The organism is Cryobacterium psychrotolerans, assembly GCF_900101115.1.
In the GTDB taxonomy this organism is placed as follows: domain Bacteria; phylum Actinomycetota; class Actinomycetes; order Actinomycetales; family Microbacteriaceae; genus Cryobacterium; species Cryobacterium psychrotolerans.
Genome location: NZ_FNFU01000007.1, coordinates 80781 through 103129, shown reverse-complemented (window position 1 = coordinate 103129; position 22349 = coordinate 80781). Strand labels below are relative to the sequence as shown.

19 protein-coding genes are annotated in these 22349 nt (G+C 69.4%); 6 read left to right on the top strand and 13 right to left on the bottom strand.

The window, feature by feature from the left end; translation table 11 throughout:
* Window positions 1-241 precede the first annotated feature (241 nt).
* Both BLQ39_RS08095 and BLQ39_RS08090 read left to right on the top strand, forming a co-directional pair.
* Window positions 242-1777, top strand: a complete 1536-nt coding sequence (locus BLQ39_RS08095) for a class I SAM-dependent methyltransferase (protein ID WP_167738569.1) — start codon at window positions 242-244, stop codon at window positions 1775-1777.
* A complete protein-coding gene (locus BLQ39_RS08090; RefSeq protein WP_092323134.1) occupies window positions 1777-2001 on the top strand; it encodes a hypothetical protein in 225 nt (74 codons plus the stop codon). Before BLQ39_RS08095 ends, BLQ39_RS08090 begins: the two co-directional genes overlap by 1 nt.
* Here BLQ39_RS08090 and BLQ39_RS08085 read toward each other — a convergent pair.
* Window positions 1998-3359, bottom strand: a complete 1362-nt coding sequence (locus BLQ39_RS08085) for a bifunctional cytidylyltransferase/SDR family oxidoreductase (protein ID WP_241986972.1) — start codon at window positions 3357-3359, stop codon at window positions 1998-2000. The two genes, BLQ39_RS08090 and BLQ39_RS08085, sit on opposite strands and share 4 nt — an antisense overlap.
* Window positions 3360-3555: 196 nt before the next feature.
* Here BLQ39_RS08085 and BLQ39_RS08080 point away from each other — a divergent pair, with 196 nt between their 5' ends.
* From BLQ39_RS08080 to BLQ39_RS08065, 4 genes are all read left to right on the top strand, one after another.
* Window positions 3556-4512 (top strand): glycosyltransferase, encoded by a 957-nt coding sequence (locus tag BLQ39_RS08080; RefSeq protein WP_092323131.1) that lies wholly within the window; start codon window positions 3556-3558, stop codon window positions 4510-4512.
* A complete protein-coding gene (locus tag BLQ39_RS08075) occupies window positions 4505-5389 on the top strand; it encodes a glycosyltransferase (RefSeq protein WP_241986973.1) in 885 nt (294 codons plus the stop codon). Before BLQ39_RS08080 ends, BLQ39_RS08075 begins: the two co-directional genes overlap by 8 nt.
* A gap of 148 nt (window positions 5390-5537) precedes the next feature.
* Complete coding sequence (locus BLQ39_RS08070; RefSeq protein WP_092323129.1) at window positions 5538-8735, top strand: LGFP repeat-containing protein; 3198 nt, start codon at window positions 5538-5540, stop codon at window positions 8733-8735.
* 31 nt (window positions 8736-8766) lie between these two features.
* Complete coding sequence (locus BLQ39_RS08065; protein ID WP_167738570.1) at window positions 8767-9918, top strand: glycosyltransferase family protein; 1152 nt, start codon at window positions 8767-8769, stop codon at window positions 9916-9918.
* Here the strand turns inward: BLQ39_RS08065 and BLQ39_RS08060 are convergent.
* The 12 genes from BLQ39_RS08060 to BLQ39_RS08005 form a co-directional block, all read right to left on the bottom strand.
* Window positions 9890-10909: a glycosyltransferase family protein gene (locus tag BLQ39_RS08060; protein ID WP_092323126.1), complete on the bottom strand. Its 1020-nt coding sequence runs from the start codon at window positions 10907-10909 to the stop codon at window positions 9890-9892. The two genes, BLQ39_RS08065 and BLQ39_RS08060, sit on opposite strands and share 29 nt — an antisense overlap.
* 2 nt (window positions 10910-10911) lie before the next feature.
* Entirely contained in the window at window positions 10912-12201 is a 1290-nt protein-coding gene (locus BLQ39_RS08055) for a nucleotide sugar dehydrogenase (RefSeq protein WP_092323125.1), read from the bottom strand.
* A gap of 33 nt (window positions 12202-12234) precedes the next feature.
* The gene (locus BLQ39_RS08050) at window positions 12235-14196 is read right to left on the bottom strand and encodes a DUF6541 family protein (RefSeq protein ID WP_092323123.1); all 1962 of its coding nucleotides are present in this window, start codon (window positions 14194-14196) and stop codon (window positions 12235-12237) included.
* A gap of 25 nt (window positions 14197-14221) precedes the next feature.
* On the bottom strand, window positions 14222-15415 hold the full coding sequence (glf, locus tag BLQ39_RS08045) for a UDP-galactopyranose mutase (protein WP_092323122.1): 1194 nt from the start codon (window positions 15413-15415) through the stop codon (window positions 14222-14224).
* 66 nt (window positions 15416-15481) lie between these two features.
* Window positions 15482-16660, bottom strand: a complete 1179-nt coding sequence (locus tag BLQ39_RS08040; RefSeq protein WP_092323120.1) for a glycosyltransferase family 4 protein — start codon at window positions 16658-16660, stop codon at window positions 15482-15484.
* A gap of 3 nt (window positions 16661-16663) precedes the next feature.
* Entirely contained in the window at window positions 16664-17656 is a 993-nt protein-coding gene (locus BLQ39_RS08035) for a Gfo/Idh/MocA family protein (protein WP_092323119.1), read from the bottom strand.
* Window positions 17656-18744: a DegT/DnrJ/EryC1/StrS family aminotransferase gene (locus tag BLQ39_RS08030; protein ID WP_092323117.1), complete on the bottom strand. Its 1089-nt coding sequence runs from the start codon at window positions 18742-18744 to the stop codon at window positions 17656-17658. The genes BLQ39_RS08035 and BLQ39_RS08030 overlap by 1 nt, the downstream gene beginning before the upstream one ends.
* Window positions 18741-19331, bottom strand: coding sequence for an acyltransferase (locus BLQ39_RS08025; RefSeq protein ID WP_092323221.1), 591 nt, complete (start codon window positions 19329-19331; stop codon window positions 18741-18743). Before BLQ39_RS08025 ends, BLQ39_RS08030 begins: the two co-directional genes overlap by 4 nt.
* A gap of 64 nt (window positions 19332-19395) precedes the next feature.
* Complete coding sequence (locus BLQ39_RS08020; protein ID WP_092323116.1) at window positions 19396-19782, bottom strand: DUF2304 domain-containing protein; 387 nt, start codon at window positions 19780-19782, stop codon at window positions 19396-19398.
* Window positions 19779-20528: a glycosyltransferase family 2 protein gene (locus BLQ39_RS08015; protein ID WP_092323114.1), complete on the bottom strand. Its 750-nt coding sequence runs from the start codon at window positions 20526-20528 to the stop codon at window positions 19779-19781. Before BLQ39_RS08015 ends, BLQ39_RS08020 begins: the two co-directional genes overlap by 4 nt.
* A complete protein-coding gene (locus BLQ39_RS08010; protein ID WP_092323113.1) occupies window positions 20521-20985 on the bottom strand; it encodes a hypothetical protein in 465 nt (154 codons plus the stop codon). Before BLQ39_RS08010 ends, BLQ39_RS08015 begins: the two co-directional genes overlap by 8 nt.
* Window positions 20982-22328 carry a glycosyltransferase family protein gene (locus BLQ39_RS08005; protein ID WP_092323111.1) on the bottom strand — a complete coding sequence of 449 codons (1347 nt, stop codon included), beginning with the start codon at window positions 22326-22328 and terminating at the stop codon, window positions 20982-20984. The genes BLQ39_RS08010 and BLQ39_RS08005 overlap by 4 nt, the downstream gene beginning before the upstream one ends.
* Window positions 22329-22349 lie beyond the last annotated feature (21 nt).

The window sequence follows — 22349 nt, the reverse complement described above, 5'->3', positions numbered from 1 at the left end:
GTCATTGTGGGGCACGTGATCGCATATCGCGATACCGCGGGCCACATTACCGGAACCTACGGCGAAACGCTTTCCCCCTATTTGACGGATCGTATACGCAGGACGCTGGCCGGTTAGGGCTGTTCGACTTCGGGCGGGTGGGGCCGCGCCGAACGCGCGGAAGCCACTAGTGTCCCCGGCAAGCCTTAAGCTGAAGCAAATGAGTGTCTCGGGTGGAAGTCTCGTTGCGACCAGAAGGTCGGTGACCTTCGCCGTCGACGGCGCCCCACCTTCCGGCAGCGTCGACATCCTCATCGACGGGCACCGCGTCTGGTCGACGACGCCGACCGACCCGGATGTGTACGGGCGCATCCGCCTGCACTGGCCTGCGGCCCTGGTGCCGTACATGAAGGGCCGCGCCACGATCTCGGTGCAGGATTCCGGCACCGGAGAGACGATCGCCGGCGCCGTCGGACAGATCGGGCGATCGACCTCGCCACTGGTTGTGGCCAACGACCAGGGGCACTGGCTGGCCGTCAACAAGTGGCAACGCATGGGCACATCGTTCGAAGGCGACGACTCGGGAATCCGCGGGCGGCTGCTCACCCGGTCGAAGGTGCTCGTTGACCAGCTCGAACACCTCGGCTACGTCGCCTGCATCACCGGGGGAACTCTGCTCGGAGCCGTGCGCCTGGGGGACATCCTGGCCAACGACGACGACATCGACCTGTCCGTGCTGCTGACCAACTCGCATCCCTCCGACCTCTCCCTCGACAGCTACCGCCTGGAGGACCAGCTCGGCGATCTCGGCTACATCGTCGTGCGGCACAGCAACGCGCATCTGCAGGTGACCTTCCTGCACGACAACGGAGAGATCGACTGCTACGTCGACATCTTCAGCGCCTTCTTCCGGAGCGACGAGGAGTTCTGCCAGCCGTTCCACGTGCGGTCCAACGTGCCCCGCACGTCGATCACCCCGGTGGGGTCGCGGGAGCTGGGCGGCGTGTCCTTCCCCGTTCCGGCCGTGCCGGAGGACTGGCTCGCCAGTTGCTACGGTCCCAACTGGGAGACGCCGGACCCCTCGTTCCGGTTCGCCACACCACCCGCCACGCGTCGCCGGTTCGACAGCTGGTTCGGCAGCCAGGACATGAACCGCGTCTACTGGGAAGAGGCACACGGCCGAGCGGCTGATCGCCGGCGAGCCGGCGGCGACGCGCTGCACGTGGCCGAGCTGGCCCGCCTGCTGCCTGTCGGCGCCCCGGTCGTGGACCTGGGCTGCGGAAGCGGCATCAACACCGAAGCGATCGCAGCGCAGGGGCGCGACGTCATCGGCGTGGACTACAGCTTCCGGGCGCTCGCGCTCGCCCGTGGATCGATCGCGCCGGACACGGTCGACCTGCGCTACCTCAACCTGTACGACCGACGCCGGATGCTCGAATTCGGTGCCGAGCTCGTGCAATCCGGCCGCGTGTGGCACGTGAACCTCGGCCAGGTGCTGGCCGGACTCACCCGGGAGGGTCGCGAGAACGTCTTCCTCCTGCTGCGCATGGTTCTGCGCGAGGGCGCGGTCGCCGTGGCCACCTTCGACACCAGCTATGCGGCGTGGCGCTATAGCGCCGACAACCCGGAAACCTGGCATCTTCCCGTGGACTGGCTGCGGGCCGAGGCAGGCAGACAGAAGCTCAGCGTCGAGATCGCCTCTACGTCATCCCGCCGCACGAAGCACGGGCGCCGCCGCACCGCAACGGTCGTGCTTCGACTCGCCGCTCCCTCAGCACAAGGTAAGAAGGATAACTAATGGACAATTATTTCGGCCGGATTCTCGCCCGCCTCGCTCCGCGTTCCACCAAGGTGCGCGGCGCCGACAACGCGGACCTGAGCCGACGACTGGTGGTCTGCGAAGCCGAGGTGCTGGAGCTTCGCCGGGAGGTCGATGAGCTCCGAATGGACAGCCTGCGCATCGCCGAACTGTACGACCTCGTGTTCGAGCGGTTGAAGTCGGAAGCGCCGGTTAGCAGCTAGCCGCGTCGCCGGCGCACGTCGATGACCTGCCCGGTGATGTCGGTGATGAGGGCGTCGATGGAGGCCAGGGCGACCTGTTCGGGCGTGAGCAGGGTGTCGTCGGGCTCCGCGCCGAAGGCCTGAACCCGCATGGCGGTCTTGGTGCGCTCCGGGTTGATGCAGTTCACGCGCACGCCGTGCTCCTGCCACTCCTCGGCCAGCGACTGGGTGAGGTTGACGGTCGCGGCCTTCGTGGCCGAGTACATGCCGTAGTTGGCCCGTCCGCGGGTGTACGAGCTCGACGCGAAGTAGAGCAGCTGGCCCCGGGATTCCTTCAGGTAGGGCAGTGCCGCCCGGGCGATGATGATCGGGCCGAGGAGGTTCACATCGAGCATGTTCTCCACCGCCTCCTGCGTGAAGTCCTCGACGTTGCCGATTTCGAGGATCCCGGCCGAGTTCACGACGTAGTCGATTCGGCCGGACTGCCGGTACACCTCGCTCAGGGCGAACTCGACGTCCTCGTGCTTCTCCACGTGCGTGTCCGTGGTCGACCGGCTGAACGCGAAGACGTCTGCGCCGTAGAGCTGCGCGGCTTCGAAGATGCTCAGGCCGATGCCGCTGTTGCCACCGAACACGACGACGGTCTTGCCCAGCATCGCCTTCTCCCGGTCCGCGGCCTCGAAACCCGCGGGATCGGCGGACTTGAGCTGGAAGAGCTTGTCGGCGATGAACACGTCGATGCCCTGGGTGATCTTCATGTTCTCGTCCGCGCCGGCCACGACGAAGATCGGCACATCCGGGGCGTAGCGCAGCACGACGCTGCAGTCGTCGGTCGCGACGAAGTCGGGGTCGGTATTGGCGGCGGCATACGCCCGGCGAATCGTGGAGAGCAGGAACCCCTGCGGCGTCTGGCCGCGGCGCAGGTGGTCGCGCACCGGCACGTCGGTGATGACGTCACCTCCGTGGGCCACCTCGATGATCGTGTCGGCGGAGGGGATCGCGGTGTCAACCGCGGCATAGCTGTCGAGGGCTTCGACGCAATCCTGGAGGATGCGGTGGTTCACGAACGGGCGAACCGCGTCGTGGAACAACACCTTGAGCTCGGCGTCGCCCAAGTGGGCAAGGGCCAGCTGGCTGGTCTCGTTGCGCGTGGCGCCGCCGGGCAGAATCGTCGTCAGCTTCGGGTATTTGCCGGTGACGGTGAGGTCGCGGACGGCGCCGAGGTGGTCGGGTTCCATCATGACGATGATCTCGTCGACCAGGGGCGAACCGTGCACGGCCCCGATGGTGTGCTCGATGATCGTCTTGCCGGCGATCCGGGCCAGCTGCTTGGGCATGCCCAGCCCGGCGCGCACGCCGATTCCGCCGGCCAGGATCACGGCTACCGTGCGGAGTGCGCTGTCTGTGCGGGGTGGTGTGGAGATGCTGAATCCTGTCCGGTGATCTCGTGGCTGGGGCGGTGCGGCCCGGCATCCATCGACAAATCGTAGCGCTCGCGGAGCGCGGGGGAGCGCGCACACAGCATTGCACGGCAAGATAGAGGGGTCCCCGCCCCGAGTCCCACCCCGAGAGCACATGCCTCCAGCACCCACACCGCCGCGCGTCGTCGCGGTCGTCGTCGCCTATAACCGGCGCGACCTGCTCCTCGAAGTGCTCGACGCCCTTGCGCGGCAGGACACGGCGCTGGGCAGGATCGTCGTCATCGACAACGCGTCAACGGATGATTCCGCCGCCGTCGCCGCGGCGGCAGGGCCCCTCGTCGACCTGGTCGTGCTCGAGCGGAACACCGGCGGCGCCGGCGGGTTCGCAGCGGGCCTGGCCGTCGCACTCGAACGGCACGCACCGGTCTGGGTCTGGATGATGGACGACGACACGATTCCGACCGCGTCGGCGCTGACCGAGCTGCTGGCCGCCGTGTCCGGAACGGACGCGGTCGTGGCCGGGTCCCGCGTGATCTGGACCGACGGCACCGACCACCCGATGAACACGCCCCGCGAAAAACCGTTCGTGTCCGGGGCGGAGCGCAAGGCCGCGGCCGACCGGGGCCTGCTCGCCGTGCGCAGCAGCTCCTTCGTCTCCATGCTGGTGCGCGCCGACATCGTGCGCGCGGAGGGCCTGCCCCTGGCCGACTACTTCATCTGGAACGACGACTTCGAATATTCGACCCGGCTGCTGCGAGGCCGCCGGGGCGTCTTCGTGCCCGGCAGCGTCGTCGTGCACAAGACCAGGGCGCTGGCCTCCACCGACATCGACCCCGGCCCCCGCTTCTACTACGAGGTGCGCAACAAGCTCTGGATGCAGCGCGCGTCCCGGAGCCTCAACCCGGGAGAGAAGCTCCTGTACGGAGCGTCGACGCTGCGCAGGTGGGTCCGCACCTTCATCCGCTCAGCCGACCGCGCCGTGCTCAGGGACGGGCTCTCGCGCGGACTCGCCGACGGCCTGCGCACCCGACCGCGCCACAACGCGGTCTCCCTGGCCGGGCTCGGCCCGGTGACGGATGCCGTGCGTGCCCTCGAGGGGCCCCATGACTGATGGCCCCCTGACCGGCGCGCACCCGACCGGCACCCCCGTGCCCGGCGCATCCTTTTCGCTCCTGCTGCCCGTCTACCGCGGAGACACGGCGGCGCATTTCCTGAAGGCGTTCACCACCAGCGTGCAGGGACAGACGCTGCCGCCGAGTGAGGTCGTGATCGTGCAGGACGGCCCGATCGACGCCGCCCTCGCCGCGGAGATCGGCCGCGTCGTGGCGGCAAGCCCGGTGCCGGTCGTGCACCACGTGCTCGAGCGCAACGTCGGGCTGGCGAAGGCGCTCACCGAGGGCCTCGCGCTCTGCGCGCACGACATCGTCGCGCGGATGGACGCCGACGACATCTCCCTGCCCGGCAGGTTTGCCGCGCAGGTTCCCCTCATCGACGGCGGGCTCGACCTGGTCGGCACCGGGATGCTGGAGTTCCTCGACGAGGCCGGCCGGATCGTCGGCCGCCGGGTGCCGAGAACCGGACAGGCCGAGATCGAGCGGTACGCGCGGTTCCACGATCCGTTCAGCCACCCCACCGTGGTCTACCGCCGCTCGGCGGTCTCGGCGGCGGGCGGCTACCAGAGCCTTGGCATGATGGAGGACTACTGGCTGTTCGCCCGGATGATCGCGGCCGGCGCCCTCGTCGACAACATCCCGGACCCGCTGGTGATGTACCGCGTGGGCGACGGGGCCTACGCCCGACGCGGCGGCCGCGCTCAATGGGACAGTGAGCTCATGCTGCAGAAGGCGCTTCGGCGCATCCGTTTCACCACTCGCGGCCAGTATCTGCGCAACGTCGCCGTGCGCGGCCTCTACCGGTATGTGCCGGAGCCGGTGCGCCGCTTCGCGTATCGCAAATTCATCGCCCGCGGCGGCGCTCTCAGCGAATAAACAGCGTTCTCCCCGAATTGGGGGTAGACCCTGACCCCCTCTATTTGGCCCCCGGGCGGGGCAATCCTGCCGATCTCTGTGATGCTTCATAGGATCAGTCATTGCGCGCAACCCTGCGGCAATCGACCTTCGGGGGGAATCGTCCATCATGCGAACCACACTGCGACGCGTCGCGGCCAAGTCGATCGGCCTCGTTGTCGCGGTGTCATTGCTGGTCTCCATCGGCCTCGTGGCCACCCCCGCGCAGCCCGCGGAAGCGGCCAACGGCGCCGATTTCAACCCCGGCATGATCATCAGCGACGCGATCTTCTATAACGGCCGGACCATGACCGCGGCCCAGGTGCAGACCTTCCTGAACGGGAAGGTTCCCACCTGCCGGAGCGGCTACACCTGCCTGAAGAGCTACCGCGAGTCGACGACGAGCCAGAGCGCCAAGAGCGAAGGCTGCGCGGCCTACGCCGGCCAGCTGAACGAAACCGCCGCCTCCATCATCGCCAAGGTCGGGATGGCCTGCGGCATCAACCCGAAGGCCCTCCTCGTGCTGCTCGAGAAGGAGCAGGGGCTGGTCACGGGGACACACCCTACCGCCAGCATCTACCGCAAGGCCACCGGCTTCGGCTGCCCCGACACCTCCGTCTGCGACTCGCTGTATTACGGCTTCTTCAACCAGGTGTACCAGGCCGCCTACATGTTCAAGAAGTACCAGGCCCGACCCGCGTCCCGCGGGTACGTCGCCGGCCGGTACAACACCATCCTCTGGAACCCCAACTCCGCCTGCGGCAGTTCCTCCGTGTACATCCAGAACCAGGCCACCGCCGGACTCTACATCTACACCCCGTACCGCCCCAACGCCGCGGCGCTCGCGAACATGTACGGCACCGGCAACTCCTGCTCCGCCTACGGCAACCGCAACTTCTGGCGGCTGTTCACCGACTGGTTCGGGTCGACCACGGGCGGCTACGCCACCTCGTCCTCGCTGGCCAGCCTCGACTCGACCACCATCGGCCTGCTGGGCACGGCCACGTCCCAGCCGATCACATACCCCGACGGCGGCATCGGCCAGGCCTTCCAGTACGGATGGGCCTACTGGCACAGCGCGACCGGCGCGTTCCGCACCACGGCTAACGTGGGCCGCTCCTACATCGCCCTGAAGGGACCCAACGGCATCCTGGGCTACCCAACCACCAACCCGAAGACCGAGCCGGGTTCCGGTGCGAGCCAGGCCTTCCAGAAGGGCTGGCTGTACTACTCGCCGACGACGAGCATCCATCTGGTCTCCGGCCCGGTCGGCCGGTCGTACGCCACCCTGGACGGTCCCGCCGGCGTGCTCGGCTTCCCGATCGCGGCAGCGAAGGTCGAGCCGGGCGGGGGAGCGAGCCAGAACTTCCAGAAGGGTGCCCTGTACTGGTCGCCGACCACGAGCATCCACCGGCTCTCCGGGGCAATCGCCACGGCGTACAGCTCCCTCGGCGGTCCGGCCGGCGTGCTCGGGTACCCCCTGGCGGCCCAGGTCGTCGATTCCTCCGGCACCAGCAGCCAGCTGTTCCAAAAGGGAACCCTGTACTCCTCGCCGACCCTCGGCACGAAGTATGTCCTGACCGCGCTGGGTGGCGAATACGCCAAGCTGGGCGGCGCCGCAGGAACCTACGGGCCCCCGGCCGAGAACACGACCACGTACCCGGATGGCGGACAGGGGCAGCGCTTCCAGAAGGGCTGGCTCTACCTGTCGACGGCCACCGGGCTCGACGCGACGATCGGCAAGATCGGCGAGACCTATGCGAAGTCGGGCGGCCCCGTCGGGCCCCTGGGCTACCCGGTGGCGCCGCAGAAGACCGAGCCGAACGATGGATTCAGCCAGGCCTTCCAGAAGGGCACGCTCTACTGGTCTCCGACGCAGGGCGGCTACTACCTGCTCGCAACGATGGCCGACCAGTACCTCACGGTCGGCGGCGTCGCGGGGAAGTACGGCCACCCGATCAGCAACACGACGGTCTACCTGGATGGCGGACAGGGCCAGCGCTTCCTGAACGGGTCGCTGTTCTGGTCCGCGGGGACCGGGCTCGATGCGACGGTCGGCCTCATCGACAACTCCTACCGGGCGCTGGGCGGCCCCGGCGGGCGCCTCGGTTACCCGCTGGCGGCGCAGAAGAATGAACCGGGCAGCGGGCTCAGCCAGGCGTTCCAGAAGGGCACGCTGTACTGGTCGCCGACGCGCGGCATCCACTATGTGCTGAAGCCCATGGCCGACGAGTACCTCACGGTCGGCGGCGTCGGCGGCACGTTCGGCCACCCGATCAGCAGCACCACGGTCTACAAGGACGGCGGGAGCGGCCAGCGCTTCGTGGGCGGCTGGCTCTACTATGGGGAGGCGACCGGGCTCGACGCCGTCGTCGGCAAGATCGGCTACTCCTACGCGGCGCTCGGCGGCCCCGGCGGGCGCCTCGGTTACCCGCTGGCGGCGCAGAAGTCGGAACCCGGCAGCGGGCTCAGCCAGGCGTTCGAGAAGGGCACGCTGTACTGGTCGCCCACGCGCGGCATCCACTATGTGCTGAAGCCCATGGCCGACCAGTACCTCAAGGTCGGCGGCGTCGGTGGCAGGTGGGGTCACCCGACCAGCAGCACGACGGTCTACCCCGACGGCGGGAACGGCCAGGCCTTCGTGGGGGGCTGGCTCTACTACGGGGCGGCGACCGGGCTCGACGCCGTGGTCGGCAGGATCGGCTACTCCTACGCGGCGCTCGGCGGCCCCGGCGGTCGCCTCGGCTATCCGCTGGCGGCGCAGAAGGCGGAACCCGGAAACGGGCTCAGCCAGACCTTCCAGAAGGGCACCCTGTACTGGTCGCCCACGCGGGGCATCCACTACGTGCTGAAGCCGATGGCCGACCAGTACCTCACGGTCGGCGGGGTCGGCGGCAAATTCGGTCACCCGATCAGCAGCACGACGGTCTACAAGGACGGCGGGAACGGCCAGCGGTTCGTGGGCGGCTGGCTGTACTACGGGGCCGCGAGCGGGCTCGACGCCGTGACCGGCATTGTCGGCGCGTCGTACTCCGCCCTCGGCGGGCCGAGTGGTGTGCTCGGTTACCCGGCCGCGGCCGGCAAGGTCGACGCAAAGGGCGGGACGAGCCAGGAGTTCGCCAACGGCTGGCTGGTCTGGTCGTCCGCGACCAGCATCGACCGGGTCGCCCGCGAAATCGGCGAGTACTACTACTCCAACGGCGGGCCGGCCGGCAAGCTGGGCTATCCGCTCGAGAGCACCAGGGTCGTCTCGCCCGGGGTGCTCGAGCAGGCGTTCCAGGGTGGACGCGTCCGGTGGACGACGGCAGGAGGAGCGGTCACGTTCTGAGTTGATCGGACGGCGGCATAGGATGGGCGGGGTGTCCACTCCACCCCGCATCCTCTGCATTTCGTTCTCGAATTTCCTTGCCGACTCCCGCGTGCTCCGGCAGCTGGAGGTCCTGCGGAAATTCGGTTCGGTGACGACGATCGGGTACGGCGAGGCCCCGCCCGGCGTCGCCGAGCACATCCGGGTCGACTCCGCACTGCCGTCCCTGCCGCAGACCCCGCTGGGGGTGCTCAAGCTCGCCGTCAGGGCCTACCGCTCGGTCGTGTTGGACGCCCCGGCGATGCAGAGCGCTCTGAAGCTGCTCGCTGGGCGGGAGTTCGACCTGGTTGTCGCCAACGAGGCGCGGGCGCTTCCGCTGGCGCATCGGATAGCCCAGGGCGCACCGGTCTGGGGCGATATGCACGAATGGGCTCCGGAGGAACGTACCCACGTGCTGTCCTGGCGTCTGCTCGTGGCCCCGTTCATGACCTGGGTCTGCGCCCGGTACCTGCCGGGCACGACGGTCGTGTCGACGATCAACGGCTCGATCGCGAAGCTCTACGAGGAGCAATTCGGCGTGCAATCGCGCATCGTGAGGAACGCCATCGGGTTCCAGGACCTGTCGCCGTCCCCGATGCAGGAGGGGCGCATCCGCCTGGTGCACAGCGGCGGCGCCGTGCCAGGGCGGAGCATCGAAACCCTGATCGAGGCCACCAAACGCCTTGACGACCGCTTCACCCTCGACCTCTACCTGGTGAAGGCGCGCGGCAGCGACAGCTACTGGGACTCGCTCGTCGCCCTGGCCTCCGAGTCGGACCGCGTGCGCGTGCACGACCCGGTGGCGCCCGCCGACCTGCCGCGCGTGCTCAACGCCTACGACGTGGGCGTCTTCGTACTGCCACCGCGCACCACCAACCACAGGCTGATGCTGCCGAACAAGTTCTTCGACTTCGTGCAGGCGCGGCTGGCCCTGGTCTTCAGCCCCGCGGTCGAGACGGATGTCCTGCTCCGCGAACACGACCTCGGCCGTCTGACGGCGGGCTTCAGCGTCGACGACCTCGTTGCCGTGCTGTGCGACCTGACCGAGCAGGACGTCGCCCGGTACAAGGCGAACGCGCATCGTGCGGCCGAGGTGCTCAACTCGCGCGAAGACGAGCGGGCCCAGGAGCAGATCCTTACCGAGCTGCTCGCCCCCGTGCACTGATGACCAGGGTCGGATAGAGCGCGGCCAGCCGCCGGTAGGCGAGCTCGGTCTCGTGGGTGCGGGCAATCCAGGCGGGGCCCGCCTTCGTGTCCCGGATGCCCGCGGCGAGGTCCGAGACCAGCGCGGCGGCCACGGCTTCGGGGTGCTCGAACGCGTCGGCGCCTCCGCCGACGGGCGGGGCGTCCGGGTAGAGCCCGGGCCGGAGCGGAACGTAGACCGGCACGCCGATGCCGAGGGCCTCGAGCTCGCTCGACCCGATCATGCCGGCGCTCTGGCCGACCACGGCCGTGGACGCGGCGATGAAGTCGAGGTACCGATCGTGCGGCATCCGCGGCACCAGGCGCACGCCGGCCGCGCGGGCCGCAGCTGCGCCGGGACCCCAGTCGAGGCCGGTGACCTCGTACCCCGGCGGGAGGCCGCGCACGAGCTCCCGGGCGATGGCGAGGGCATACTCGAGCCCCTTGACGTCTTCCCAGCGGGAGCAGAAGAAGACCCGGCGCTCGGGGGCCTCGGCCGGTGCGGGCAGCGCCGAGAGGGTCACGGGCACCGGGAGGTAGATCGCGTCGGGGCGGTGCGGCAGGATGTGCTCGGCCAGGTCGGGCGTCGAGTAGACCACGGCCCGCGCCTTTCGCACCCCCCAGAGGATGGAATCGCGCCAGGCCGGGTCGTACTGCAGGGTGCGGATGTCGGTCCCGTGCAGGTGCAGCACGAACGGCTTGGGCACGAACCGGGTGTGCTTGAGCATCGCCCCCGAGTGCACGTGGAGCAGGTCCACCCGGGCCGCCGCCAGGGCCAGCCGGGCCACCCAGGCCGCCCCGCGCGCGGCGAAGCGGAGGCGGCCGATCGGGCCCGACCACCCCGGGTCGGCGACCGCCCTGGGGAAGAAACGCCAGGGCTGGCCGTCGCGCGCGGCGCGCTCGAGGATGCGCTGCCCCGTGAACGCGGCATCGTTCACGTAGAGCACGCGCACCTTCGGCTGGGCCGCGCCCACGGTTACGGCCGTCCGATGACCCGGTAGGTCACGCCGGCCCAGGCCTCGGCCGAGCTGACCCGCCGGCCGTCGATGAACGCGGTGATTCCGGGCAGGTCGGCGGCGCCGAGCGTGCGGTACTCCGCGTGGTCCGCCTGCACCACGGCGGCGTCGACGGGCTCGCCGAGGTGGTACGGGGTGAACCCGAGGGACACGAGCTCGGAGTCGTCGTAGAGGGGGTCGTGCACGAGCACCTCGGCGCCGCGGGACTCGAGGGCCTTCACGGTGTCGAACACACCGGAGAAGGCGGTCTCCTTCACGCCGCCGCGGTAGGCGGCTCCCAGCACGACCACGCGAGCGCCGCGCACGTCGCCGTAGGCGCCCTCGAGCAGGCCGATGGTGTACTCGGGCATGGCCAGGTTCGCCTCGCGTGCGGCCCGCACGACCGTGGCATCCGGGTCGTTCCAGAGGTAGAGGCGCGGGTACACGGGGATGCAGTGTCCGCCGACGGCGATGCCGGGCTGGTGGATGTGGCTGAACGGCTGCGAGTTGGAGGCTTCGATCACCTTGTAGATGTCGATCCCGGACTTCTGGGCGAAGCGGGCGAACTGGTTGGCCAGGCCGATGTTCACGTCGCGGTACGTGGTTTCGGCGAGCTTGGCCAGCTCGGATGCCTCGGCGGAGCCGAGGTCCCAGACACCGTTCGGGCGGGGGAGCTCGGGGCGCGGGTCGAAGTCGAGCACCGCTTCGTAGAACTCGATCGCCCTGGCCGTGCCGGCGTCGGACAGGCCGCCGATGAGCTTCGGGTACTTGCGGAGGTCCTCGAAGATCCGGCCGGTCAGCACGCGCTCCGGGGAGAACACGAGGTGGAAGTCGCTGCCCTCGGTGAGGCCGGAGATTTCCTCGAGCATGGGCTTCCAGCGGTTGCGGGTCGTGCCGACGGGGAGGGTGGTTTCGTAGGCGACCAGGGTTCCCGGCGTCAGGTGCTCGCCGAGCGAGCGGGTTGCGGCGTCCATCCAGCCGAAGTCGGGGCGCGCGTCGGCGTCCACGAAGAGGGGAACGACGAGCACGACGGCGTCGGCGCCGGTGACGGCATCCGCATAGTCGGTCGTGGCCCGGAGCCGGCCGGCGGGGACCAGCTCGGAGAGAAGCTCCTGGAGGTGCGCCTCGCCGGGGAACGGCTCCTGGGCGGCGTTGACGAGTTCGACGGTGCGGGGGTTGACGTCGACCCCGACCACCTCGTGGCCCTTGGACGCGAACTGGACGGCGAGGGGCAGGCCGATCTTGCCCAGCGCGATGACGGCGATCTTCACAGGAATTCTCTCTTCTTCTCTCACTGTCCCGGGCTACGGGGCAGCACAACCGGTTACTTCGTACAGTTTCAAGCCAGCGTCCTCGGCGACAACCGTGAGCACGCTGGAGTCTTCGACGGCGGTGATGCCACCGTACTGGTCGGCCCGCTCGTCTTCGGCGAAGACGTACCGGTCACCGAAGTCGAGCACGTAGTCGACGCCGAGGGCGGCGGCGGCGGCACAGGCGGCCGGGGTGCCCTGGGCCAGGCCTTCGGCGAGGTCGCGGTACGACTGGGGGTAGCTGCCGCCGACGTGCGGGAAGAGGGCGGCGCGGCCGGTGTACGCGTAGACCAGCGAACTGCCGTTCCACGGGTTGCCGGCGATGACGCCGCCCTCGGGCACGATCCGGCCGACCTCGGCGAGGAAATCCCGTTCCGCGGTGCCGAGCAGGGGACTCGTGTCGCTCATCCGGTAGGTCGCCGCCAGGTTGGAGCGCGCGGCCTGGATGTTGCCGAGCTGGGTGCCGGCCACCGCGATGGCCACCAGGGCGACGGCCACGGCGGCCGAGACGCCGCGGGTGGCGGCCGGGGTCCGGCTTCCGGGCAGTATACGATCCGCCCCGCGCTGCGCGAAGCGGATGATCGCGAGCAGTCCCTGCACGGCCAGGGGCACCGCCACAATGGGCAGGAGCGCGGCGAGGCGGAAGGAGTCGTTGTACCAGAGACCGGTGATCGCGTCGCGGAGAGCGCCCTCGGGGCCGCCGTTCGCGACGGCGAACAGCAGCACGGCGACGGCCCAGGAGGCGCTGAGCCAGAGGAGGCGTCGACGGAACAGGGTGATGACCACGCCGGTGAGCACGACGATGGACGCGGCGAAGCCGAGGGTCAGGTTGCCGGGACCGGCCAGGGCGGCCTCGGCGATCGAGACCAGGAACGGCCGGTCGGGCAGCCAGGCGTTGTCGCTGGTCGCGACCCGGGTCCAGAGGAAGGCTTCGAGGGCGAATGCGGCCGCCAGGGCAACGACGGCAGCCGCGATCGGGCCGCCGGAGCGGGGTTCCCGGCGACGGCGACGCACGAAGACGACGCAGGCCTGCACGAGCAGCGGCGCGCTCAGGGCGAAGAGACTGAACAGGGCGTTCGGGTGGGCGATGCTCATCCCCAGCACCACCCAGGCGGTGAGCAGCCACAGCGCCACCGGCTTCAGCGTGGCGGCCGAGTCCTGCCTCAGCGCCATGACCAGGAGCCCGAGAGCGATCGGGACCAGCGCGACCGCGAGCAGGTTGGGGTAGAGCACCCCGAAGCCCAGCAGCACGATCGGGAACGACGCGAAGGCCGCGCTCATGGCCCCGGTCAGCACCAGGGCGAGGTGCCCAGGGCCGAAGAGCGCCCTGGCCAGGAAGATGCAGGCCACAGGCCAGACGAACGCCGCAGTGGCCACGGCGACGGCGTTCGTGGCCACCACGACCCCGGCGCCGGTGAGCTGCACCACGAGGGCGACGATGGCGTGCCACGGCGTCGGGTAGAAGGAACCGCTCGAACCGGGGGTCGACATCGTCATGTTGATCGGTGACGCGTCCCCGGTGTCGAGCACCCACTGCACCGCATTGAGGTGGAAGATCGCGTCGTAGGTTTGCGACGGGGTGTCCGCCTGAACGATGGCGGGCAGCACCGAGAAGGCGACCAGGGTGCCGCCGAGGGCGACGGCTGCCAGGCTCCAGCCGAAGACCGAGCCCCACTCCCGGGGCCCTGGGAGCGGCGGCAGCACGAAGAAGCGGCGCAGCGCGAACCCGATCGCGGCCAGCGGCAGGGAGACCAGGAACGGGGCCAGGAGGTTCCAGGGCATCCCGACCAGGGGCGCAACGACCGAGGAGAGCGCCACCGCCGACACGGAGCTCGCGACGCTCAGGCCGAGGAACGTGATGCCCCGCGCGCCGACCGCCCACGCGAACGGCGCGCCGATCAGCACGACCGTCAGCACGGCCACGGTCAGCGCGGGGATCGCCTCAAACCAGCTCACGAGTCACGCCTCCGGCCGCGCCGGGTCACTCGTCGTCGCCGGCCGAACCGGACTGCAGCGCCGCCGTTCCCGCGAAATGCGGGCGAAGCTTGTTCTCGAACATCGTCAGGGCCGACCCGATGGCCATGTGCATGTCGAGGTACTTGTAGGTGCCCAGGCGGCCGCCGAAGAGCACATCCTTCTCGGCCTTGATCGCGGGGCGGTAGGCCAGGAGCCGCTCGCGGTCCTCCGTGGTGTTGATCGGGTAGTACGGTTCGTCGCCGCTCTGGGCGAAACGAGAGAACTCGCGCATGATCACGGTCGCGTCGCGCGGGTAGTCGCGTTCGGGGTGGAAGTGCCGGAACTCGTGGATGCGCGTGTACGGCACGTCGAGGTCGGGGTAGTTCATCACGCTGGTGCCCTGGAAGTCTCCGGTCGGCAGCACCTCCTCTTCGAAGTCGAGGGTGCGCCAGGACAGCTCGCCCTCGGAGAAGTCGAAGTAACGGTCGATCGGGCCGGTGTAGACGACGGGAACCTGGCCGGCGACGTTGTTCTTGCTGAACTCCTGCGAGTCGTCGAAGAAGTCCGTGTCGAGCCTCACATCGATCTTCGGGTGGTCGGCCATCCGCTCGAGCCAGGCGGTGTAGCCGTCGACCGGGAGGCCTTCGTGCGTGTCGTTGAAGTAGCGGTTGTCGTAAGTGTAGCGCACCGGCAGCCGGGAGATGATCTCGGCCGGCAGGTCCTTGGGGTCGGTCTGCCACTGCTTCGCCGTGTAGTTCTTGATGAACGCCTCGTAGAGGGGACGCCCGATCAGTGAGATGCCCTTGTCGTTGAGGTTCTCCGGGTTGGTGCTGGCGAACTCGGCCGACTGCTCCCGGATGAGCGCGCGCGCCTCGTCCGGGCCGTAGGACGAGCGGAAGAACTGGTTGATCGTGCCGAGGTTGATCGGCATCGGGTACACCTCGCCCTTGTGGCTCGTGTACACCTTGTGCTGGTAGTTCGTGAAGGCGGTGAACCGGTTCACGTACTCCCACACCCGCTCGTTGGAGGTGTGGAAGAGGTGCGAGCCGTAGCGGTGCACCTCGATGCCGGTCTGGGGCTCGTTCTCGCTGTACGCATTGCCGCCGATGTGGCTGCGCCGGTCGATGACGGTGACGTTCAGGCCGAATTCGCGGGCACAGCGTTCGGCGATGGTGAGGCCGAAGAAGCCGGACCCGACGACGACGAGGTCGGTATTCACAAGACTCTCCATGGATCGGGGGACATTACAGGATACGTGGCGGGCGCGTGGGGAATGCCTGAATGGTCACGACAGCCCGCCCCCGGTGAGCACGGCTTCGGCGGCCAGGTTGCCGACGGCGCGGAGGGAGGCGTTCTGTTCGGTCCAGGCCACGCGGTGCGCGCGCAGGCGGGCGGCTTCCCCGGACTGGTGCGCTTCGAGGGCGCGGATCATCGCGTCGCCGACGGCGTCGACCGTGAACTCGGCGTGTTCGCCCAGCCCGTTGTCGCGCACCAGGGCGGCGCCGCTGCCCACGCCGGCGAAAACGACGGCGGTGCCGCAGGCGGCCGCGGCGTACGTCTTGGTGGGCCGGGCGAAGTCATAACCCAGGCCCGGGGCGATGCTCACCAGGGCCGCGGCGGCCCCGCGGAGCCAGGTGGCCGCCTCGCTCGGCGCGATCACACCGCCGAAGAACACGCTTCCCGGCGCGAGTTCGGCGGCTCGCCGGCGCAGCTCGGCCTCGGACGCGCCCTGGCCGAAGAAGCGCAGCTGAGCGTCGGGGAACCGCGCGAGCACCCGCGGCATCGCGCGCACGAAGATGTCCGCGCCCTGCCATTCCGACATCGTGCCGGTGTAGATCAGGTAGGGGTGTGTGCTCTCGGCGACGGGTCCGTCGAGGGTGAAGACCGTGGTGTCGACGCCATTGCCGACGGTGGCGATCTTCGCGGCGTCGACGCCGAACTCGCGGATCCGCACGGTGACCTCGTCGGAGATCGACAGCACCGTGGAGGCGTGGCGCATCACATGGCCCTCGAAGGCGCGCATCAGGGAAATGACCAGTCGCGGCGACTTGAGCGCGGTCAGGCCATCGGTCCAGATGTCCGCCGCGTAGTACGCGTACGGGCGGCGCTTGAGCCTGCTGATCACGGACACGACCGCTCCCGTTGTCGGGGGCGCCTCCGACACGGCGATGTCGTACCGGGACACGAGCAACCGCAGCACGAGCGGGATGTCGAAGCTCAGGTACTGCAGGTACCCGCGCACGTTGCCGCCGGCGTCGCGCAGCACGGGGAAGCGCGACAGTTCGAGGTCGTCGCGGTCAGCGGCCGCGGTCGGGGCCGTGGCCGGCGGGGTCGTCGTGATGACGCGCACCCGGCAGGAGCGGCGAAGGAATCCCGAGGCAAGTTCGTTCAGGCGGAATGCGCCCGCACTGACCTCCGGCGGGAACAGCCGCGTGGCGATGACCACACGTGTAGGTTTCGCCATGGCTCAGTCCGTCAGCAGACGAGTTTCTCCCGTGATCGCCGACTCGACGACCGCTTCGGCCACGCGCAGCGTCGCGAGACCCTCGCGCATGGTGACGATGTTCTGGGAGATGCCGAGGATCGCGTCGCGGAACGCCTCGTGTTCGGAGCGGAGCGGCTCCCGCTTGGTCAGGGCGAAGCGGGTCATCGACCCCTCCGTGACGCCGCGGAACGCCGCGACGGACTCCCACTCGGTGTTGATGGTGCCGTTCGCGAAGAACGTGAGGTCGGCGCTGAGGGTGTCGGCGACGAACGATCCGCGCTCGCCCGTGACCACGGTGACTCGCTCCTTGAGAGGGGAGAGCCAGTTGACGACGTGGTTGGTGATGATGCCGTTGGCGAGCTGGCCGATCGCGGACACCATGTCCTCGTGCGGGCGGCCGCTGCGCGTCGTGGTGTGGGCGGACACGCTGCGGTACGGCGACTGCGCGAGCCAGGCGGTCAGGTCGATGTCGTGCGTGCCGAGGTCCTTGACCACGCCCACGTCGGCGATGCGGGCCGGGAAGGGGCCCTGCCTGCGGGTGGCGATCTGGTAGATGTCGCCGAGCTCGCCGGCGGCCAGGCGGCGGCGCAGGTCCTGCAGGGCGGGGTTGAAGCGCTCGATGTGGCCGACGGCACCGACCAGCCCGCGCTGCTCGAACGCGGCGGCGATGCGTTCCCCGGCGTCGCCGGTGCTCGCGATCGGCTTCTCGACCAGGGTGTGCACCCCGGCGTCCGCCAGTTCGAGCGCGACGGCTTCGTGGTAGCCGGTCGGCACGGCCACGACCGCGGCGTCGATGCCCGCGGCGATGAGTTCGGTGACCGTGGGCAGCACGGCGAGGCTGCCGCCGACGCCGTGCGGGTCACCCTGGGGGTCGGCGATGGCGACCAGGTCGACGCCGTCGAGCTCCCGGATGACGCGGGCGTGGTGGCGGCCCATCATGCCGAGGCCGATGAGTCCGATGCGGAGGTTGGCCATTATGATCCTGCCTTCGCAAGTGAGTTGACGGCGGTGACGATGCGCTCCAGGTCGTCTTCGGACAGCGACGGATGCACCGGCAGGGAGAGCACCTCGCGGGAGGCCCGCTCGGTCTCGGGCAGATCGCAGACGAGGTTGAACGAGGGCAGGCGGTGGTTCGGGATCGGGTAGTACACCCCGGATCCGATGTTGAATTCCTCGCGCAGCGCGGCGGCGAATCCGTCACGGTCGTCGGTGACCCGGATCGTGTACTGGTGGTAGACGTGCGTGATGCCGGGCCCGACGAGGGGAGTCTTCACACCCTCGAGGTTCGCGTCGAGGAACGCGGCGTTCCGCTGCCGGGTCGCGGTCCAGCCGAGCACCTTGCGCAGCTGCACGCGGCCGATGGCGGCGTGGATGTTCGTCATCCGCGCGTTGAAGCCGACGAGTTCGTTCTCGTACTGCTTCTCCATGCCCTGGTTGCGGAGCAGCCGCAGGCGCCGTTCGACCTCGGGGTCGCCGGTCGAGACCATGCCGCCCTCGCCGCTGGTCATGTTCTTCGTCGGGTAGAGGCTGAACATCCCGAACGTGCCGAAGGTGCCGACCTTCCGGCCGTCGACGGCGGCGCCGTGCGCCTGCGCGGCGTCTTCGAACAGGCCGAGGCCGTGTTCGGTGGCGAGGTCGCCGAGGGCGGCGACGTCGGCCGGGTGCCCGTACAGGTGCACCGGCATGATGCCCACGGTGCGGGAGGTGATCTTCCGCGCCACGTCCTTCGGGTCCAGGCAGAAGTGATCGGGTTCGATGTCCGCGAAAACGGGGGTGGCACCGGTCAGGGCGACCGAGTTGGCGGTGGCCGCGAAGGTGAAGGAGGGCACGATGACCTCGTCGCCGGGGCCGACGCCGGCGGCGAGGAGGCCGAGGTGCAGCCCGGAGGTGCCGGAGTTCACGGCGACCGCGGCGCGGCCGTCGAGGAGCACGTCAGAGAACTCGCGTTCGAATTCGGCTACCTCGGTGCCCTGGGCGAGCATGCCGGAAAGCAGCACGGCGTCGACCGCGGCGCGCTCCTCGTCGCCGATGATCGGGCGTGCGGCCGGGATGAATTCGGTCATGACAGTGCCTCTCGCAATACGTTGTTCTCTTCGATGTAGCGGGTGCCGGTCTCCGGGCAGACCCACGCGTCGGCGTCCTGGACGAGCGGAACCCCCGCCTTGCCGACCCAGCGGATGCGCCGCGCCGGGACACCGGCGACCAGCGCGAACGCCGGGACGTCCCTGGTGACGACCGCGCCGGCGGCGACGGTGGCCCAGCGGCCGATGGTGACCGGGGCCACACAGACCGCGCGGGCGCCGATCGAGGCCCCCTCCTCGATGGTGACCCCGACCGGGGTCCAGTCGTGGGCGCTCTTGAGCGACCCGTCGGGGCTGATCGCCCGCGGGTAGGTGTCGTTGGTGAGCACGACGGCCGGGCCGATGAACACGCCGTCGGCCAGGGTCGCGGGCTCGTACACCAGTGCGTAGTTCTGCACCTTGCAGTTGTCGCCCATGGTCACGCCGGTGCCGATGTAGGCGCCGCGTCCGACGATGCAGTTGTCGCCCATCCGAACGTCTGCGCGCACCTGGGCCAGGTGCCAGACCTTGCACTCCTCGCCGAGGACGGCGTTGTCGGCGACATCAGCGGTTGCGGCAATGGTAGTCACGGAGAGGAATCCTTTCACGGCGCTTTCGCGGCACCGTTCACTGGTTTTTTTGAGGCGCCGAGCGTCACGGCTCGGGGCGAAAATCGCCGGAAGGTCGTTCCTGGAGGCCTTCGAGCCGCTCCAACCTTACCTTTTGCAGCGCGGACTCTTCTGCCAGCACCCGGGTCTTGTCTTCCAGCCCGGTCAGTTCGGAGCTGTGCTGCAGGCTCACCAGGAAGAGAATCACGATGCTCACGAAGAACACCAGGTTGGTCGGCACCTCGACCCCGAGCAGGTCGGCCAGGGCGGTGAGGGTGGCCGGGAAGATGCCGAGGACCAGGGCGAGGAGCGCCGCGACGAACCACCACACCGCGTGGCGCTCGCGCAGGCGCCGCCGGCGGAGCAGCTCCACGACGGTGAACAGGGCGATCAGGGCGGAGACGATCCCCAGGATGTAGGTTGCTGTGCTCACGTGGTGACCTCCGGCGGGACCTTCACATGCGGGCGCATCAACGCGAAGAGGAGCGCGATGCACGCTCGCCCCAGGTAGACGGCCGCCTTGAACGGATGGTGCGAGGGATTGCCGGCCTGGCGCGGGCGCATGGAGACGGGAACCTGGCTGATCCGCAGTTTGGCGCCGGCGGCGATCACCAGGGCCTCGAGCGTGTCACCGAGGTACTCGGCCGGGAAGTGCTCGGCGAACAGCGCGACGGCGCGCGGGCCGTTGGCCTTGAAGCCGCTGGTCACGTCGGTGAGCGGAACACGGCTGATCCGGCTGATGATCCTGGCCAGCACGACCATCGCCCAGAGCCGGGGGCCGCGGGCGTCGTAGTCCCCGGTGCCCGCGAAACGCGCGCCGATCACGATGTCGTTGGAGTCGAGCTTGTCGATCAGGGAGAGCACATTGCGCGGGTCGTGCTGGCCGTCGGCGTCGATTTGAACGACGTTGCGGTATCCGTGGGCGACAGCGAACTTGAACCCGGCGCGCATCGCGCCTCCGACGCCCAGGTTGAAGGGCAGGTCGAGAACCGTCGCGCCCGCGTCGAGGGCGCGCTGCCGGGTGGCGTCGGTCGAACCGTCGTTGACGACGAGGCAGCGGATGCCGGGAAGCACCTCCGCGATCTCGCGGAGCACCTCCCCGACCGAACCCTCTTCATTGAAAGCGGGCAGCACCAGCAGGGTCTGCTGCGCGTGTGCCGGCACGCCCGGGCTAGCCATGCGGGCGGGAATCCTTGAGCACGGTGCGCGCGGAGGGCAGGCCGTACACGGCGGCCGCGTCCCGCGCGAGGGAGGAGTGCACGCTCTTCCAGGCGGTGAGGATCGAGTCGCGTTCGACGGCGACGATCAGCCCGGCCTCCCGCAGCGCCTGGCGGGCCGCGGGGCTCCGTCGCACCGCACGCCACATGCGGCTGCCGCCGTCCCACGGGGTGAGCCGGAAGAGGTTGCGGCCGGCCGCCGACCCGGACAGGGCGCGCTGCACGCTAAGGCGGAGCCGCCCGGAGAGGGTGCCCGAATCGTCATGGCCCACGGCGATGCTGGGCGCCTCGCCGGCTCCCGCCTCCCAGCAGAGCACCGTGAGTTCGGGTCGCGCATCGGCGGGCAGGTCGTCGAGGCCCAGTTCGGCCAGGCTCTTGAAGATCGAACCGGAGGGGCTCACGAGTACGACGCGGTTCATCGCGGGGCCTCACTTTCGGACGCGGTGGTGTCGTGCGGGGCGCCGAGGGCCCGGATGCGGGGCAGCAGCTGGTTGGACCGTTCGTACTGCGCGGCCCAGTCCTGCACGGCGTGGCGTTCGCTGCTCGTCTGGTTCACGGCGCGTTCGGCCAGGGCGATGAGCGTGGCCGCGATCGCCTCGGCGCTGAGATCCGGTGTCGCGATCCAGGCCGCGGAGTCCTCAAGGATCTCGGTGGCGGCATTGCCCGGGTCGTGGATGGACGCGACCGGAAGGCCGGTGGCGCAGTACTCGAAGACCTTCCCGCTCGTCACGTACTTGCCGGTGCCGAGCACGAGCAGGAGGGCGTCGAAGGAATGGTAGGTGTCCGCGATCTCGGACTTGCCGACCGGGCCCAGGTACCGGATGCCCTGCTCACGGAACTCGGAGAGGAGGGCGAGGATTCGATCGTTCGGGATCCCGGAGTGGTCGAGGTAGCCGTAGATGTCGATCCGGGAGGAGGCCAGCAGCGGGGACCGGCTCCGGGCCAGGGCCCAGCCGTCGAAGAGCTCCCGCATGGGCACGTGGGCGGAAATCGTGCCGATGTAGCCGAGCACGAGCCCCTGCTCCCGGCCGGGGCGGGGCTGGTCGGAGAACTTCGCCATGTCGGCGTCGTACCCGTTGGCCACGACGTGCATTTTTTCGGCGTGCGCCGGGTAGATCTTCGCGTGCCAGGCGCGGATGGGTTCGTTGACGAACCAGACCTCCCTGGCGCTCTCGACCAGTTCGGTCTCCCAGGTGTCCTGCGGGCTCCCGGGAGGGGTCAGTCGCCGGCCGGAGAACACGTCGAGCTGCCAGGCGTCGCGGTAGTCCATGACGTACGGAACACCGAAGTCCTTGTGCAGCCGGAGGCCGGGGGTGAAGTCGACGTGCGGGTTGGCCGTGCCGATGGTGAGGCCGACCGGGTTGGCCCGGTGGATGCGCACGGCCGCCTCCTCGAGGGGAGTGAGCCAGCCGCCGTAGGTCCCCTCGGGGAACGAGCGGATGTCCTTGCGTGCGCGGTACCCGTTCCACAGCTCCGGGGCGTGGGCCCTCCAGAAGGACCAGGTGCGGATGTCGGTCTGGTAGGCGCCGCTGGTGAACGGCACGCGCACGACGGTGATCGACGGGTGGATCTGGGCCTCCAGCGTGCTGTCGATCCCGGTGCCCATCGTGAAGGTCTCGCGGTTGGCCGTCAGCACGGTGACCCGCCAGCCCTTCTCCGCGAAGGCGTTCGCCGTCGCGAGGGCACGGTAGACCCCTCCGCCGCGGCAGGGAGGGTATCCCCAGGCGACGTAGAGAAGGTGAGGCGCGTCCTGCTTGGTCATCTGTCCTGTCCGTTCGCGTGT

What these genes read in the sequence shown, in the direction of transcription:
- BLQ39_RS08070 (WP_092323129.1), top strand. Translation starts at nt 5,538, where the DNA reads ATGCGAACCACACTGCGACGCGTCGCGGCCAAGTCGATCGGCCTCGTT.
- BLQ39_RS08090 (WP_092323134.1), top strand. Translation starts at nt 1,777, where the DNA reads ATGGACAATTATTTCGGCCGGATTCTCGCCCGCCTCGCTCCGCGTTCC.
- BLQ39_RS08010 (WP_092323113.1), bottom strand. Translation starts at nt 20,985, where the DNA reads ATGAACCGCGTCGTACTCGTGAGCCCCTCCGGTTCGATCTTCAAGAGC.
- BLQ39_RS08075 (WP_241986973.1), top strand. Translation starts at nt 4,505, where the DNA reads ATGACTGATGGCCCCCTGACCGGCGCGCACCCGACCGGCACCCCCGTG.
- BLQ39_RS08080 (WP_092323131.1), top strand. Translation starts at nt 3,556, where the DNA reads ATGCCTCCAGCACCCACACCGCCGCGCGTCGTCGCGGTCGTCGTCGCC.
- BLQ39_RS08005 (WP_092323111.1), bottom strand. Translation starts at nt 22,328, where the DNA reads ATGACCAAGCAGGACGCGCCTCACCTTCTCTACGTCGCCTGGGGATAC.
- BLQ39_RS08035 (WP_092323119.1), bottom strand. Translation starts at nt 17,656, where the DNA reads ATGGCCAACCTCCGCATCGGACTCATCGGCCTCGGCATGATGGGCCGC.
- BLQ39_RS08015 (WP_092323114.1), bottom strand. Translation starts at nt 20,528, where the DNA reads ATGGCTAGCCCGGGCGTGCCGGCACACGCGCAGCAGACCCTGCTGGTG.
- BLQ39_RS08040 (WP_092323120.1), bottom strand. Translation starts at nt 16,660, where the DNA reads ATGGCGAAACCTACACGTGTGGTCATCGCCACGCGGCTGTTCCCGCCG.
- BLQ39_RS08030 (WP_092323117.1), bottom strand. Translation starts at nt 18,744, where the DNA reads ATGACCGAATTCATCCCGGCCGCACGCCCGATCATCGGCGACGAGGAG.